Origin of the sequence: Acinetobacter sp. V110_1 (genome assembly GCF_031798975.1) — a bacterium.
GTDB classification, from domain to species: domain Bacteria; phylum Pseudomonadota; class Gammaproteobacteria; order Pseudomonadales; family Moraxellaceae; genus Acinetobacter; species Acinetobacter nosocomialis_A.
The window spans coordinates 91,441-105,179 of record NZ_JAVQNN010000018.1 but is presented as its reverse complement, the minus strand read 5'-3'; the positions used below and the strand labels follow the sequence as shown (position 1 = coordinate 105,179).

Annotated in this window: 11 protein-coding genes; 2 read left to right on the top strand and 9 right to left on the bottom strand. The window is 42.9% G+C overall.

Going from position 1 to position 13,739, the window contains the following annotated elements; genetic code table 11:
- The first annotated feature begins 52 nt into the window (after window positions 1-52).
- Window positions 53-619 (top strand): acyl-homoserine-lactone synthase AbaI, encoded by a 567-nt coding sequence (abaI, locus tag RMA95_RS07295; protein ID WP_080632436.1) that lies wholly within the window; start codon window positions 53-55, stop codon window positions 617-619.
- A gap of 141 nt (window positions 620-760) precedes the next feature.
- Here the strand turns inward: abaI and RMA95_RS07290 are convergent, their stop codons facing one another.
- From RMA95_RS07290 to RMA95_RS07260, 7 genes are all read right to left on the bottom strand, one after another.
- Window positions 761-2,122, bottom strand: a complete 1,362-nt coding sequence (locus tag RMA95_RS07290) for an MFS transporter (RefSeq protein ID WP_311070015.1) — start codon at window positions 2,120-2,122, stop codon at window positions 761-763.
- Between the two features lie 120 nt (window positions 2,123-2,242).
- Window positions 2,243-3,268, bottom strand: coding sequence for an enoyl-CoA hydratase/isomerase family protein (locus RMA95_RS07285; protein WP_311070014.1), 1,026 nt, complete (start codon window positions 3,266-3,268; stop codon window positions 2,243-2,245).
- Between the two features lie 12 nt (window positions 3,269-3,280).
- On the bottom strand, window positions 3,281-4,054 hold the full coding sequence (locus RMA95_RS07280) for an enoyl-CoA hydratase (protein WP_311070013.1): 774 nt from the start codon (window positions 4,052-4,054) through the stop codon (window positions 3,281-3,283).
- A gap of 21 nt (window positions 4,055-4,075) precedes the next feature.
- Window positions 4,076-5,203, bottom strand: a complete 1,128-nt coding sequence (locus RMA95_RS07275) for an acyl-CoA dehydrogenase family protein (RefSeq protein WP_002118030.1) — start codon at window positions 5,201-5,203, stop codon at window positions 4,076-4,078.
- 11 nt (window positions 5,204-5,214) lie between these two features.
- On the bottom strand, window positions 5,215-6,864 hold the full coding sequence (locus RMA95_RS07270; RefSeq protein ID WP_311070012.1) for an AMP-binding protein: 1,650 nt from the start codon (window positions 6,862-6,864) through the stop codon (window positions 5,215-5,217).
- An 81-nt stretch (window positions 6,865-6,945) separates the two neighbouring features.
- The gene (gene mmsB / locus RMA95_RS07265; RefSeq protein ID WP_311070011.1) at window positions 6,946-7,836 is read right to left on the bottom strand and encodes a 3-hydroxyisobutyrate dehydrogenase; all 891 of its coding nucleotides are present in this window, start codon (window positions 7,834-7,836) and stop codon (window positions 6,946-6,948) included.
- An 11-nt stretch (window positions 7,837-7,847) separates the two neighbouring features.
- The gene (locus tag RMA95_RS07260) at window positions 7,848-9,365 is read right to left on the bottom strand and encodes a CoA-acylating methylmalonate-semialdehyde dehydrogenase (protein ID WP_311070010.1); all 1,518 of its coding nucleotides are present in this window, start codon (window positions 9,363-9,365) and stop codon (window positions 7,848-7,850) included.
- Window positions 9,366-9,530: 165 nt separating this feature from the next.
- Here RMA95_RS07260 and RMA95_RS07255 point away from each other — a divergent pair, with 165 nt between their 5' ends.
- The gene (locus RMA95_RS07255; RefSeq protein ID WP_000861801.1) at window positions 9,531-10,412 is read left to right on the top strand and encodes a LysR family transcriptional regulator; all 882 of its coding nucleotides are present in this window, start codon (window positions 9,531-9,533) and stop codon (window positions 10,410-10,412) included.
- 62 nt (window positions 10,413-10,474) lie between these two features.
- On the opposite strand, the gene RMA95_RS07250 is transcribed toward RMA95_RS07255, so the two are convergent.
- Window positions 10,475-11,899, bottom strand: a complete 1,425-nt coding sequence (locus tag RMA95_RS07250; RefSeq protein WP_081400358.1) for an amino acid permease — start codon at window positions 11,897-11,899, stop codon at window positions 10,475-10,477.
- Between the two features lie 378 nt (window positions 11,900-12,277).
- On the bottom strand, window positions 12,278-13,717 hold the full coding sequence (locus RMA95_RS07245; RefSeq protein ID WP_311070009.1) for an amino acid permease: 1,440 nt from the start codon (window positions 13,715-13,717) through the stop codon (window positions 12,278-12,280).
- Window positions 13,718-13,739 lie beyond the last annotated feature (22 nt).

The window sequence follows — 13,739 nt, the reverse complement described above, 5'->3', positions numbered from 1 at the left end:
TTCTTACAGTTACCACCTTTTCAGCTGTCGAGTAAAGTCGCCTGAAAAATAAGTGGAAGCACTTGTAATGAATGTTATTGCTGGATTCCAAAACAATTTTTCAGAAGTCCTATATACCAAATTTAAAAGTTACCGCTACAAGGTATTTGTTGAACATTTGGGTTGGGAGTTGAACTGTCCAAATAATGAAGAACTAGATCAATTTGATAAAATCGATACAGCTTACGTCGTCGCTCAAGATAGAGAATCCAATATTATTGGCTGTGCCAGACTACTACCCACGACTCAGCCCTATTTACTGGGTGAGATATTTCCTCAATTAATGAATGGAATGCCTATTCCTTGCTCACCAGAAATTTGGGAATTATCAAGATTTTCAGCCGTAGATTTCTCGAATCCGCCGACCTCTGCTAATCAAGCAGTGTCATCTCCAGTCTCTATTGCAATTCTGCAAGAAGCAATCAACTTTGCAAGAAAACAAGGTGCAAAACAACTCATTACGACCTCTCCTCTTGGGGTAGAGCGGTTATTACGTGCCGCGGGTTTTCGCGCCCATCGTGCAGGACCGCCAATGGTTATCGATGGATATGCCATGTTTGCATGCTTGATTGAAGTGTGATTGGTTAAATCAAAGTCTAAGAATATTGGTGACATTGCAAAGATGAAGGTCTTAAGCGGCAATCTCGTTTAACTCGCCAAATTTCAAAAGCCCTAGTCAAAAGATTAGGGCTTTTGAAATTTGAAAGACTCAAACTTAATATCAAGACTGCTCAGTAATTTTGTTTTTCAAATTTAATTCTGATTTTTTATGGTAAGCCTCATCAGTTTTAGTCTGCCAATCACGTGGCATAAATGAAGTCGATATAATCGCAACGATAGCCATAGATCCAATATAAATCATAATTAAATATGGATTACCCTGCCCGATACTTAAAAGTTTGGTCGCAATTAACGGTGCTAAACCGCCACCAAGCACCCCAGCTAACTGTACCGAAATTGAAATTCCGCTATAACGAATTTCTGCTGGAAATTGACGTGCAAAAAGCTGAGCTTGCGGCGCATACATAATTGGGAATACAACACCAATTGCTAAAACAATGGCTGTCCAGACTAATACCGGATCTTTGGTGTTGAGCATGGTAAAAAATGGATAGCTGTAAAGCGCCAGTATGCATAAACCAAACATAAACATATTGCGTTGGCCAACCTTATCAGACAAATGTCCACACAACGGCGTCATAAATAAAATAACTATTGCACCGCAAATGGTAGCAAACAAAATGTCTTGGCGTGGGATCCCAAGTTGTGCAGTGGTATAAGCCAAGGTAAATGTTGAAGCAATATAGAACCATGCGTTTTCGGCAGCACGCGCCAAAATAATGGTGATGAGTTGCTTTGGATGGTTTTTAAAAACTTGTAAAGCAGGAACTTTGACTTCTTCGGACTGCTGTTTTACTTTTTCAAAATCAGGTGATTCAGGCACTTTCACTCGAATGTACCAACCTACTGCGAGTAAAATAATGCTAGCAAGAAATGGTAAACGCCACCCCCAACTAAACAGTGCTTGTTCAGGTAATAACGACACTAGTCCTAGTGCAATTGAGGCTAGCATTAAACCGCCACCCGTACTGGCTTGAGGTAAACTTCCCCAAAACCCTTTACCGCCTTCTGGTGCATGTTCAACGGCCATAAGCACAGCACCGCCCCATTCACCGCCCATTGCCATCCCTTGAATGAATCGTAAGACAACCAAACAAATTGCAGCCCAGTAACCAATTGATTCGTAAGTCGGTAATAAGCCAATCAGTACGGTTGGGATCCCCATGAGCATCAAGGTCAGTAGCAACATCGATTTACGGCCAATCTTGTCACCAAAGTGACCAAAGACTAAGCCGCCTAATGGTCTCCCAATAAATCCAACGGCATAGGTGGCAAATGCAGCGAGCACGCCAGTAAGTGCGTCTAGATTTGGGAAAAATAGCTTATTAAAAATGAGCGCTGCTGCCGCACCGTAAATAAAAAAGTCATACCATTCAATGGTGGTACCGACCATGCTAGAGATGCCTGCTAATCGATGTGACGACTTTTTAGTATTTGAACCGTTTCCATGTATTGTTTGCATCGTAATATCCTTTTTAGATTTTCTTGTTTTATCTTTTTTATGCTTATGACCAACCCTGACCATAAGCATTTTCAGGTCTCGCTTTATCTCCTTAAGCTTTTTAGAGTTGCGTAATAAGGCTTAGCTCAATTTTTCTAAAATTGGCTCAAATTTCGAATTACGTTCTTGCCACTGTGGTTGTTTGTCTTTATCGACAATGAGAGCACGGACACCTTCAATAAAGTCACCATGCTCAAACCAAATGTCCTGTAAATCACGTTCAAGCTGCATACACTGCGGTAAAGAAAGCCCACGGCCTAAATGTTGCAGTTTCAAACTGGTTTGTTTGGCTATAAATGAGCGCTGCTGCAAAATACTGCGCATCTTACTTGCCCAAGCTTTTAAACTTTCATCTTGTTCATTTTCAAGACTTTGCTCGATTTCATCTAAATGCTGATATCCGAAGTGTTTACGAATACCTTCAGCCAATTGTTTGAGTTCACTTTCGGCAGGGCGAGTAATAAATCGGGTAATGATGCGTTCAATTCCCTCTTTACTTAAACTTGGTGCCTCAACAAGAGCATCTTGCAAAGCTTGTAACTGCTCGCTTGGCACATGGTAGTCAATTAAGTCGAGATAGAGCGCATCGCTGCTGCTGATCTGCTCGCCAGTAATTGCCATATAAACGCCAATATCATCAAGGCGAGACAGGAAATGCGTTGCGCCAACGTCTGGGAAAAAGCCAATCGCTGTTTCAGGCATAGCAAATCTGGACTTTTCACTGCTCACAACAATGTGACAAGCTTGAGCCAAGCCAAATCCGCCACCTAAAACATAGCCATCAAGCAAGACGATGACTGGCTTTGCATATTCACGCAGTATATCTAGCATTTTATATTCGGCACTAAAGTAGCCTTTGTAATCAGCTGTGCCATTTTTATAACTGTCGTAGAGATAGCGAATATCGCCACCTGCACAGAAGGCTTTTGGGCTATTTGACTTAATTAATACCGCCTGAACAGCAGCATCATTTCGCCACAGTTCCAATTGGGCACCAATACTTTTAATCATGTCTAGCGACAATGCATTGAGATGAGTCACACGGTCTAAGGTAATAATGCCCAACTTACCTTGTTGCTCAATCATTAAGTGATTTTCTGTATTCATTTTATTGATCTCTTACTGATTTTTAAAATTTGGTTTTCGTTTTTCAACGAACGCCTGCATTCCTTCTTTTTGGTCAAATGTTGCAAATATTGAATGGAACATACGTCTTTCAAAACGCAAGCCTTCAGTCAGATTCACTTCAAAAGCTCGGTTAATGGTTTCTTTGAGCATCATATTTGCAGTTAAAGATCGTGCCGCAATTTTTTCAGCTGCTTGCAAGGTTTGTTCAAGTAATTCTTCTTTGCTAAACACACGTGCGACTAAACCACTTTGCTCTGCTTCTACAGCACCCATTTGACGAGCGGTAAAACACATTTCCATTGCTTTGGCTTTACCAATCGCATGAGTCAAGCGTTGTGTACCACCAATACCCGGAATTACTCCCAAGGTGACTTCTGGTAAGCCAAACTTAGCGTTATCAGCACAATAGATAAAGTCACACATGAGCGCCAATTCACAGCCACCACCTAACGCATAGCCACTCACTGCAGCAATTAAAGGTTTACGGCGCTGTGCAATACGATCTGCAAGATGGAAAAAGTCATCAAAATAAATATCAGGAAATGCCAAATCAGCCATTTCTTTAATGTCGGCGCCTGCGGCAAAAGCTTTTTCAGAACCTGCCAATACCATGCAGCCAATTTCGCGGTCTTTTTCGAGCTGATCTAATGCCTGATTAACTTCACTAATTAATTCGCTGTTTAAAGCATTGAGCGCTTGAGGGCGATTTAATGTAATCAGTCCAACCCCATTACGCTTTTCTAATAAAATACTTTGCCACTGCATTATTTATTCCTTGTTCTGATTTTATAGACTACGTGCAATCACTAAACGTTGGATATCACTTGTGCCTTCGTAAATTTGACAAATACGTGCATCACGATAAATACGTTCAATAGGGAAATCTCTGAGGTAACCATAGCCACCAAACACTTGTAGCGCACTCGAACACACACGTTCAGTCATTTCTGAAGCAAATAACTTGGCCATTGAAGCTTCATTGAGACACGGTTGACCTGCTTCTTTTAAACGCGCAGCGTAGTGAACCAGTTGTCTCGCTGCTTCAATTTCAGTTGCCATACTGGCAAGACGAAACGCGATGGTTTGATGCTCAAAAATTGGTTTTCCAAAAGTAATACGCTCTTTGGCATAACGGGTCGCCTCTTCGAGCGCCGCACGTGCTAAACCGACCGCTTGTGCAGCAATACCAATACGTCCACCTTCTAAATTGGCAAGAGCGATTTTCAAGCCCTCACCTTCTTTACCCAGCATCAGGCTTTTATGGATGCGCACATCGGTCAGTGCAATCTGGCAGGTATCTGACGCATGCAGACCGAGCTTTTCTTCTACACGAATCACTTCATAGCCTGGTGTTTCGCGTGGGACTAAAAAGGCACTAATACCTTTTTTGCCCGCGCTCGGGTCGGTCACCGCAAACACAATAATGACACCGGCATTATTACCCGAGGTAATAAACTGCTTAGCACCATTTAAAATGTAATCGTCGCCATCTTTCACCGCTCGGGTTTTAATGGCTCCCGCATCCGATCCTGTATGCGGCTCAGTTAGGGCAAAAGCGCCGATCATTTCACCTTGTGCTAAAGGTTTTAAAAAGCGTTCTTTTTGCTCATCGGTACCAAACTTTAAAATAGGCACACAACCAACCGAGTTATGTACGCTCATGATGGTTGAGGTTGCACCATCTGCCGCCGCAACTTCTTCGAGTGCCAGTACATAGGCTAAGTTACCCGTGTCTGAACCGCCCCATTGCTCTGAAACAAGCATACCCATAAAACCGAGTTGCCCCATTTGAGCCAGAGTCTCTTTTGGGAAAGTTCCGTCTCGATCCCAATCGCTAGCATTAGGCTTAATTTGTTCTTGGGCGAAACTTTTCGCCATGTCACGGATAAGTAATTGTTCTTCGGTAAATTGCATTATTATTTCCTTTACCCTGCTTTAGCTTGTTGTTTAGCAATTTCTTGATTACGCAATAAAAAGCGCTGAATTTTGCCACTTGGAGTTTTAGGTAATTCACTCACAAATTCAACTAATCGTGGGTAAGCATGAGCAGAAAGTCGTCTTTTAACAAACTGACTAAGTTCTTCAGCAAGTGTTTCTGATGGTTGAGTAGTCGCGGATAAAATCACGAATGCCTTAACCACTTCGGTACGGTCTGGGTCAGGCACACCAATCACTGCTGCTTCAATCACAGCATCATGTTCAAGCAGAGCACTTTCTACATCGAATGGACCAATGCGGTAACCCGATGTGGTGATTACATCATCGCTGCGTCCTACAAAGCTCATACTGCCATCGGCATGTAACTCGGCAGTGTCGCCCGTTAAATAGTAATGACCAACAAAAGGCGATTTACGGCTTTCTTTGTAGCCACCAAACCACATCATTGGAGACTGGCTAATATCGACTGCTAAAATTCCCGGTGTGTCAGGCGGAAGTTCTTCACCTTGTTCACTAACAATCGCAACACGGTAGCCCGGACTTGGAAAACCTGCTGAACCAGCATGAATTTCATGTTTTAAACCATGATGATTACACACCACCATACCCACTTCGGTTTGCCCATAGTGGTCATAAATTGGAGCATCAAGGACTTGTTTAAACCAGCGAATGACTTCTGGATTCAGCGGTTCACCGGCACTACTCACCACACGGAACTGCCCTTTTAACGGCGCCATTTGCGCTGGATCAGCTGCCATCATCATGCGGTAAGCAGTTGGTGCGCCTGCCAAGTTGTTAACTTTATAATCTTTCACAATTTGGCATAGGCTATCTGTGCTGAACCCACCTTCATAAAACAAAGTAGCGTGGCCCAAGAATAATGGCCCAGTAATCGCATAGTACAAACCATACGCCCAACCCGGGTCGGCAATATTCCAAAATGAATCTTCTTCGGTTAAACCAATGGCATCTTGCATATATCGCCCAAAGGCAATCAATGCTTTTAGTGGCACTTCCAATGGTTTCGCTGGTCCTGTAGTGCCTGAAGTAAACATAAGCAAGAAAGGATCTTGGATGCTACGCATCACCAGATCACATTGATCGGACTGCTGCTTCACTTCATTCCAGAAATTAAAATCACCTGCTTTAAGCGGGGTGCCTTGTGCGTCAGCCACCGTCACAATTGCAGGGCAATTTTCAATTTCATCAAGCTTGCTACGGTTGCCCATATCGGTCACCACCAGCTTACTTTGTGCAAGCTGAATACGGTGCTCAATCGCTTTTGGGCCAAACGCAGTAAAGAGTGGTTGATAGACTGCACCAATTCGCCAAGCTGCAAAAATAGTCACGATCAATTCAGGTGTTCTTGGTAATAGACCTGAAATACGGTCGCCTGCTTTTACACCTTGTGATTTTAGAAAGTTAGCAAACTGACTTGACCATTCTTTTAATTCACGGAAGGTATATTGCTCTTTTCGTCCGTCTTTTCCTTGCCAATACAGCGCGATTTTGTCGCCATTTGCATGTCGATCACAGCATTCATAACATGCGTTAAGTGCATCAAGTGAACCTGACAACATCTGTTTTGCAGTACTTTCCAAATCGAAAGCCTGTACAGCATTTTGATAATCCATCATATCTTTTCCCTCAGTCCGGATTTGTTGTTATTCACGACAGGGTTTGATTTATTGGTTTAAAGCCATCCTTTGGCTTTACCGTTATGCCTCTTGTGGCAGGTATTGCTGAATAATGCTCGAAAAATCGAGATTGGCATTACCACGCATGCACATTTGCTGATAGAGCTGTTGCACCATGCCCCCTAATACCACTGGCTGTTTGACTTGGCCCGCGGCTTCTACAGCGAGTCCTAAATCTTTTAGCATCAGCTGAGTCGCAAAGCCGTCTTGATAGCCCCGAGATGCAGGCGCATTTTCATTAATATGCGGCCATGGGTTACATACATCCGAACTCCAGCAACGACCACTCGAAGTATTAATTACCCCCGCCAATGCTTGTGGGTCAATGCCGAGTTTCACCCCCAACGCCATGCCTTCGGCCACCGCAGCCATTGAAATACCTAAAATCAGGTTATTGCAAATTTTGGCAATTTGACCTGCGCCCACATCACCGCAGTGAACAATATTTTTGCCCATGTGGCTGAGTACAGGTTTTACGTCGTTAAAGGTTTGATCATCAGCACCCACCATAAAGGTTAAGGTTCCCGCTTGAGCTCCAATGGTTCCGCCAGAGACAGGTGCATCACAGATTTTAATATTTTTACTCTGTGCAACAGCGGCAATGTCTTTAATGGTTTGCGGGTCAATGGTACTGCTATCAATGCATAAGCTACCTGCTTTTAGCACTTCTAAGACACCATTTTCACCCAAGTAAACCTCTTTAACATGCTTTGCAGCTGGCAACATGGTAATGACCACATCTGCTTGTTTTGCAGCTGCCTGAGGGCTGTCGCAGACTATGCCACCTGCCTCGGCGAAGTGCTGAATAGCAACTTCACTGAGGTCATAACCATACACTTTGATTCCGGCTTTTAGTAGGTTATGGGCCATTTTGCCGCCCATATTGCCTAGACCGATAAAGGCGATATTCATCCGTGATCCCCTTAACGTAAACTAATGGTTGTGTTTACACCGCCAACTTCATGGCTATCTTCAAACCAACGGCTGGTAATGGTTTTGGTTTGGGTATAGAACTGCACAGCCTGTTTGCCGTATGGTCCCAAATCGCCGAGTTTTGAACCTCTTGAACCAGTAAAACTGAAGAAAGGCACAGGTACAGGAATTGGAATGTTGATACCCACTTGACCAATATCAATAAGGTTTTGGAAAGTACGTGCAATCGCACCGCTTTGGGTAAATAGACCTACACCGTTACCAAATGGATTAGCATTGATCAATGCAATCGCTTCATCGAGTGTGTCTACACAAATAATCGAAAGCACGGGACCAAAGATTTCTTCTTTATAAATACGCATGTCGGTATTTACGCCACTAAAAATCGTTGCACCTACAAAGTTACCCGACTCATAGCCTTGTACTTGCACATTACGTCCATCAAGCAGAAGTTCTGCACCTTGCTCAACACCGCTATTAATCAAGTCAATTACACGCGCTTTGGCACGTTTTGAAATGACTGGGCCAATGTCAGTATTTGGCTCATGGCCTGCGTTTACTTTTAAGGTTTTCGCTTTTTCAACTAACTCTTGAATCCACTGTTTACTCTCACCCACCATGACTGCAACAGACAATGCCATACAGCGTTGCCCAGCAGCACCAAATGCTGCACCCACCAAGGCATTTAAGGTTTGTTCTTTATTGGCATCTGGCATGACAACCACATGGTTTTTTGCGCCCATCATCGACTGCACGCGTTTGCCATGTTGACCTGCAAGGTTATAAACATGTGTGCCGACTGCAGTTGAGCCTACAAATGAAATCGCTTTAATGTCTTTATGGGTACATAAACGATCAACCACTTCTTTACCGCCATGCACAACGTTCAGCACACCTGCTGGAATACCTGCTTGAATCGCAAGTTCAACCAACATCATGGTTGATAACGGGTCTTGTTCTGATGGTTTTAAAACGAAGGTATTGCCGCACACGATTGCCATTGGGAACATCCAAAGTGGAATCATGGCAGGGAAATTAAACGGCGTAATACCAGCACAGACACCCAAAGGTTGCTGCAAGGTATAGGTATCTACACCACGTGCTACACCTTCGACATATTCACCCATTTGCAAAGTGCCGATCGAACAGGCATGTTCCACTACTTCTAGGCCACGTTGAATATCGCCTTCAGCATCTGCCAAGGTTTTGCCTTGTTCAGCCGTTAGTACTTGTGCAATTTCTTTCATGTTGGCACGAATCAAGTCTTGTAACTTAAGCATGATGCGCATACGTGCCTGAATTGGCGTTTGACGCCAAGAAGCAAAAGCATCTTGTGCAGCTTGAATAGCAGCGTCAACTTCTTGAACTGTAGCAAATGGTACGCGACCAATTACTTCCTGAGTAGCAGGATTAACAATGTCTTGCCATTCCTGTGTTTTAGATTCGATAAAGTGTCCGTTAATGAGTAATTTAGCGGTTTCCAATTCGATTTTTTGGATTGTGTTCATAACCTCTCCGTAGGCCATATTTTTATTGTGTTCAGTTATTAGAAAATACTGATCTATGTATTTTCTTTATTCAGGTTTCATTTGAGACTAACAAAGAAAGCTTTGACCACCAACGCAAATTCATGCACGATTGTTGTGCAAATATGCACAGGGACAATAACAAAAATGAAAGTGGATTGGGATCATCTACAGTTTTTTCTGGTTTTAGCTCGCACTAAAACCTTAACTAATGCTGCACGTATTATTGGTGTCGAGCATAGTACGGTGGCTAGACGGATTCAGGCGCTAGAACTTGCTTTGGGTACAACCTTATTTAAGCGTGAGGCAACGGGCTATGAGCTGACGCTCGAAGGAATGGCACTGGTTCCTCGAGTTGAGCAAATGGAACAGGCCTTCTTACAAATTGAAAAACCACATCAACCTTTGCAAGGTCGTGTGCGAATTGGCACACCTGAAGGTTTTGGAACTGCGTTTTTAGCACGCTTACTGGCTGAGTTCTCTATTCAATACCCACTGCTCACCATCGATCTGATTCCAGTACCAAAAATGATTAAGCTCTCACACCGTGAAGCAGATATTGTGGTGTCGATTGAACGCCCAACATCCGGGCCCTACATCATTACGCGCTTATCAGACTACTGCTTAAAAATTTATGGCAGCCAAAACTATCTAGCGCAAAACCCTCCTATTCGACGTCTAGAAGATTTAACCCAGCATCGCTTTGTAAACTATATTGATGATCTGGTGTATAGCCCCGAGCTGTACTGTTTAGAGCGGTTACCTTTAAAGCTCAATGCTAACTTCCGTAGCAGCAGTATTTTGGCCCAGCAAATTGCGGTCAGTGCGGGTGCAGGGCTTGCGATTTTGCCCAAGTTTCTAGCAGACGATAAACCTGAACTCGAAGAGGTATTAGAGCAGCAAGTTCGCTTTACTCATACCTTCTGGATGCTAACCTTCGTTGATTTACAGCATGAACCGCGCATTAAACTCGTATGGGATTATTTGCGTAAACAAGCCGATAAATATCAACACTTACTGGTTGATTAGACATCTCAATAAAAAAGCCAATCAATCATGATTGGCTTTTTTGGTAAATCGAGAAAGGATAATTAAAAAACTTCTCGGCCTAGTTTTTTCATACGCGGTTTATAGAATGCATAATAGGTAATACCCAAAACCACCAACCATACTGGGCTAACGTAGAGTGCTTTTAATGTATCTGGCTCTAGTGCCAAAATCACTAAAGTGAACAAGAAAAATGCAATAACAACATACGCCATTAACACGCCACCCGGCATTTTAAAGGTTGATGCAGCGTGAAGCTCAGGACTCAACTTACGGTAACGTAAATAGCATGCCATGATCAGAAGCCATACACTAATAAAGAGAATCACACAGAGTGAACTTGCCAAAGTAAATGCTTCCATGGTGTTTGGAACAAAGTACTGAAGCACTGCTCCACCCATAATGAAAATACATGAGAAAATCAAACCATTTGAAGGTACAGCACGTTTTGATAAACGTCCCAATGCACTTGGCGCCTGACCATCTTTTGATAGACCAAAAAGCATACGACTGGTTGAAAACACACCACTGTTCATTGAAGACATCACTGAAGACAGTACGACCAAGTTCATGATGATGGCTGAAACAGGAATACCCGCATTCAAGAACAACTCAACAAATGGGCTTTTATCTGCACGAATGTGATCCCAAGGTGTTACTGACATCACCACAAAGAGTGCCAACACATAGAACAGAATAATACGTACAGGAATCGCGTTAATTGCCTTCGGTAGATTTTTCTCTGGATCTTTCGTTTCAGCGGCAGTTGTACCAATCAGCTCCACACCAATAAAGGCAAACACGGCAATCTGGAAACCTGCCAAAAATCCGCTTACGCCTTTTGGAAATATGCCGCCATGCGACCACACATTACTTACACTCACAACCTCACCATGCGGAGCTTGAAAATGAGTAAGGAGCATGTAACCACCGACTCCAATCAGGCCAATAATGGCCAAAATCTTAATGAGTGCGAACCAAAATTCAACTTCACCAAACAACTTCACCGTAAGAAGGTTAAGCCCTAAAATGAATAGTACACAGCCTGTACTAATCATGGCCTGTTGCATTGGTGAGAAACTGGCGCCTTCAGGCAGCCAGAAACTTAAATAGTTAATGACCGCAGACAAGTCAGCAATACCGACCAGTACCCAGCCTAACCAATAAGTCCAGCCTATATAATAGCCAGCCCATGGTCCAATCAAATCATATGCCATATCGACAAATGATTTGTAATGTAAGTTGGCAAGCAGTAGTTCACCCAATGCACGCATCAGAAAAAAGAACATGCCACCAATTATCATGTAAATCACGAGGATTGAAGGACCTGCGAGGGAGATGGTTTTGCCCGAGCCCATGAATAGGCCGGTTCCAATTGCACCGCCAATTGCAATCATTTGTAAGTGGCGATTATTTAATTTCCGTTGTAAATGATCAGGGGAGCTTGCCTCATCGGGATGATGAACCATTGTCATATTAGAAGTCCTTTTTATATTTTGCTTAACTTAAAATCAGCAACCTATAGGGAGAAAAACGAACCGTATATCGTGGGTTGCTGAGTCTATACCTCAGGACAAGATGTTCAAGTATATTTTTTCCTTAATTGATAAATCGTTTGTCCTGTTTTTTTAAGTCACATTATTTATGTACTGCCTTCACGGCAATTTTAATTAACATATCTGGATTCTCCAGATTAGCCGGAGTGTAGCATGCGGTAATACAAGATGTCGCTTTTCTACCCCCCTCTAAACTGTGCTATTGATTCAAAAATAAACAACATTATTCCGATAAAAAAACTGATGAAAATAAAAAAAGCCAATCATGATTGATTGGCTTTTTAATAAAACTTAATGATCGTTAACGAGTTCACGTCCTAGCTTTTTCATACGTGGTTTGTACAACATATGATAGGTAACACCTAAAATGATCAACCATACTGGACTGACATACAGAGCTTTTAAAGTATCTGGCTCTAGCGCCAAGATAACCAAAGTAAAAAGCATGAATGCCAAAACCACATAACTCATCCAAACGCCACCCGGCATTTTGAAAGTAGATTTTTCATGTAATTCAGGACGTAATTTACGATAGCGTAAATAGCACACCATAATGAGACTCCAGACACTAATGAATAGAATCACACACAGTGAACTTGCTAAAGTAAATGCCTCCATGGTATTTGGAACAAAGTACTGAAGCACTGCTCCGCCCATAATAAAAGTACAAGAGAAAATTAAACCATTTGAAGGAACTGCGCGTTTTGATAAACGACCAAATGCACCTGGTGCCTGACCATCTTTCGATAAACCAAACAACATACGACTGGTTGAAAACACACCGCTGTTCATTGATGACATCACTGAAGACAGCACCACCAAGTTCATGATGATGGCTGAAACCGGAATACCCGCATTTAAGAATAACTCAACAAACGGGCTTTTATCTGCACGAATGTGATCCCACGGGGTTACTGACATCACAATAAATAGTGCCAACACATAGAACAGAATAATACGTACCGGAATCGCATTAATTGCTTTAGGCAAGTTTTTCTGTGGATCTTTCGTTTCGGCAGCCGTTGTACCTACCAGTTCTACCCCGACAAAAGCAAATACAGCAATCTGGAATCCTGCCAAGAAGCCTTCCGTGCCTTTCGGGAATAAACCGCCATGTGACCAGACATTACTAATGCTTGCAACAGCACCTTGAGGAGCTTGGAAATGGCTGAAAATCATGTAGCCACCCACTCCAATCAGGCCAATAATCGCCAGAATCTTAATGAGTGCAAACCAGAATTCAATTTCACCAAATAGGCGTACTGTTAGGAGGTTAAGGCCCATCACAAACAATACGCAGCCTGCACTAATCATGGCTTGTTGTGTTGGAGAGAAGCTTGCTCCATCGGGCAACCAGAAGCTCAAATAGTTAATGACTGCTGAAAGATCCGCAATACCGACCAGCACCCAGCCCAACCAATAAGTCCAACCCAAATAGTAACCCGCCCAAGGACCAATCAGGTCATGAGCCATATCAACAAAAGATTTGTAATGCAGATTTGCAAGAAGTAACTCACCCATTGCACGCATTAAGAAAAAGAACATGCCTCCAATAATCATATAGATCAAAAGAATTGAAGGACCTGCGAGGGAGATTGTTTTGCCCGAGCCCATAAATAGGCCGGTTCCAATTGCACCGCCAATAGCAATCAGTTGTAAATGACGGTTAGACAGTTTTCGTTGCAGATGATCAGGAGAATTTTCTGCATCTGAATGACGAGCCGTTGTCATATTAAAATTCCTTTTTGAATTC

Coding starts and splice junctions, on each gene's coding strand:
- RMA95_RS07285 (WP_311070014.1), bottom strand. CDS start 3,268: ATGAATACAGAAAATCACTTAATGATTGAGCAACAAGGTAAGTTGGGC.
- RMA95_RS07275 (WP_002118030.1), bottom strand. CDS start 5,203: ATGCAATTTACCGAAGAACAATTACTTATCCGTGACATGGCGAAAAGT.
- RMA95_RS07245 (WP_311070009.1), bottom strand. CDS start 13,717: ATGACAACGGCTCGTCATTCAGATGCAGAAAATTCTCCTGATCATCTG.
- RMA95_RS07255 (WP_000861801.1), top strand. CDS start 9,531: ATGAAAGTGGATTGGGATCATCTACAGTTTTTTCTGGTTTTAGCTCGC.
- RMA95_RS07280 (WP_311070013.1), bottom strand. CDS start 4,054: ATGCAGTGGCAAAGTATTTTATTAGAAAAGCGTAATGGGGTTGGACTG.
- mmsB (WP_311070011.1), bottom strand. CDS start 7,836: ATGAATATCGCCTTTATCGGTCTAGGCAATATGGGCGGCAAAATGGCC.
- RMA95_RS07250 (WP_081400358.1), bottom strand. CDS start 11,899: ATGGTTCATCATCCCGATGAGGCAAGCTCCCCTGATCATTTACAACGG.
- RMA95_RS07260 (WP_311070010.1), bottom strand. CDS start 9,365: ATGAACACAATCCAAAAAATCGAATTGGAAACCGCTAAATTACTCATT.
- RMA95_RS07270 (WP_311070012.1), bottom strand. CDS start 6,864: ATGATGGATTATCAAAATGCTGTACAGGCTTTCGATTTGGAAAGTACT.
- RMA95_RS07290 (WP_311070015.1), bottom strand. CDS start 2,122: ATGCAAACAATACATGGAAACGGTTCAAATACTAAAAAGTCGTCACAT.